This window comes from Streptomyces sp. NPDC101166, assembly GCF_044768125.1.
Taxonomy (GTDB): domain Bacteria; phylum Actinomycetota; class Actinomycetes; order Streptomycetales; family Streptomycetaceae; genus Streptomyces.
The window spans coordinates 1-1,382 of sequence record NZ_JBIWPF010000136.1; the positions used below are offsets into that span (position 1 = coordinate 1).

2 protein-coding genes are annotated in these 1,382 nt (G+C 66.9%); one reads left to right on the forward strand and one right to left on the reverse strand.

The genetic code is table 11. The annotated features are described in order from the left end of the window. Positions 1-519: hypothetical protein (locus tag ACIRS4_RS37070; RefSeq protein ID WP_404204499.1), on the forward strand; the 519-nt coding region annotated here is incomplete at its 5' end. 305 nt (positions 520-824) lie between these two features. Here ACIRS4_RS37070 and ACIRS4_RS37075 read toward each other — a convergent pair. Continuing rightward, positions 825-1,040: a hypothetical protein gene (locus ACIRS4_RS37075; protein WP_404204501.1), complete on the reverse strand. Its 216-nt coding sequence runs from the start codon at positions 1,038-1,040 to the stop codon at positions 825-827. Positions 1,041-1,382 lie beyond the last annotated feature (342 nt).

Consider the following 1,382-nt stretch of genomic DNA (forward strand, 5'->3'; position numbering starts at 1 on the left):
GTGGCCGATTACCTGACCCGCGCCCGGAAGTCCTTGGAAGGCAGCGACTCCGGAGGCCACTGGGCCCTGCTGTCCTTCACCGAGGGCGTCACCGCCGACCGCATCCCCGAATTCAGTGCGGGCCTGCGCGTCTCGGAGGTCGACTACCACGTGTGGGTGGACCGGGTCGCGACGCCCATCATCGCGATCGGTGTGCCATCGGGGGAGGGCGTCGCGGTCGCCTCGGTGAAATCCGCCGCCGCCCAGATGGAATCGACCACCACCTTCGACACCCGCTCCACGCAGGTCAAGGACCTCGTCGCCGCCCGGCTGCGCGCCGACTGCGCGTGCGTCGTGGGCGTCGTCGTCCACGGCTCCCTCTCCCAGCTGCGAACCGTGGCCACCCGTCCCGGAATCCGCGCGGTCGAAGCGCTACCGGCCGACGCTTCCGCCGCCGTCTTCGCCGTCTCGCCGCTCCTGCCCGAGCAACGTGAGGCCGCGGTCCCGGGCCCCGACGACGGCCCCGTCCCCGCCGGCTGACCGGTTCCTGGACGCACGACTTTGCAGAATCTTCATCAACTAAATCTGCTCGCTCCGTCCGAATCGATTGATAGCCAGGAGTATGCTCTTACCTGGCGTCGTTCCACATGACGTCCTGTCCGGTCAGGTCGATGCGGTAGCTCTCGGCCGGCCACAATGCGCGTTCCGATCGGGACGTCGCATGTGCTTCACAAGGTTTACTACTTCACCAAAGAGCCAATCGGGTGTCGCAGAGCCGATTCGGCGTGCGACGCGATCGCGGTCAGGTCCGGTAGCTCGGCAAAGCAGCCTGGTAGACGCGGACATCACAAAAGCTCGTGGTAAGGAAGCAAAATGTCCAGAAAGATCATGAAAACCGTAGCGGCGACAGTATTTGCGGCGCCCTTGCTGGTCTTGGCCGCACCCGCGGCCAGCGCCGACGCCACCGCTCCGGCGCCTCCGGCGACCTCCGCCACGCCGATCGACGGATCGTTCGGATCAGCTGCGTGGTGTTTCAACCTCGGTAGCGTCATCTGGTGCATCTGAGTGCTCCTGTGACAGCGCCATCCCTCGGTGCGCGAACTGCCAGCGGGTTGCCCCGTGTGGATCGGTCAGCGCCACCCCGACGGCCGAGTGGATGGTGAAGCGGTACAGGTGCCATGGTGCGGGACCCGCACTCTGGGCGCTGTAGGGGGCGGTGACCTCGTCTCCCGATCGTTCCGCGGGCCATCCGCCCGCGCGGTAGACAGCCGTGACGCGGTCGAGTTCGACCGTGCCGGAAACTCGGTGAGCCTCCCCGGAGAGGACCAGGTCCACTCCGGGGAGGCGGAGTGAGAGCGTGCAATTCGGGTTCGAGGCCAGGTTCCGGGACTTCCTGGTGGCGG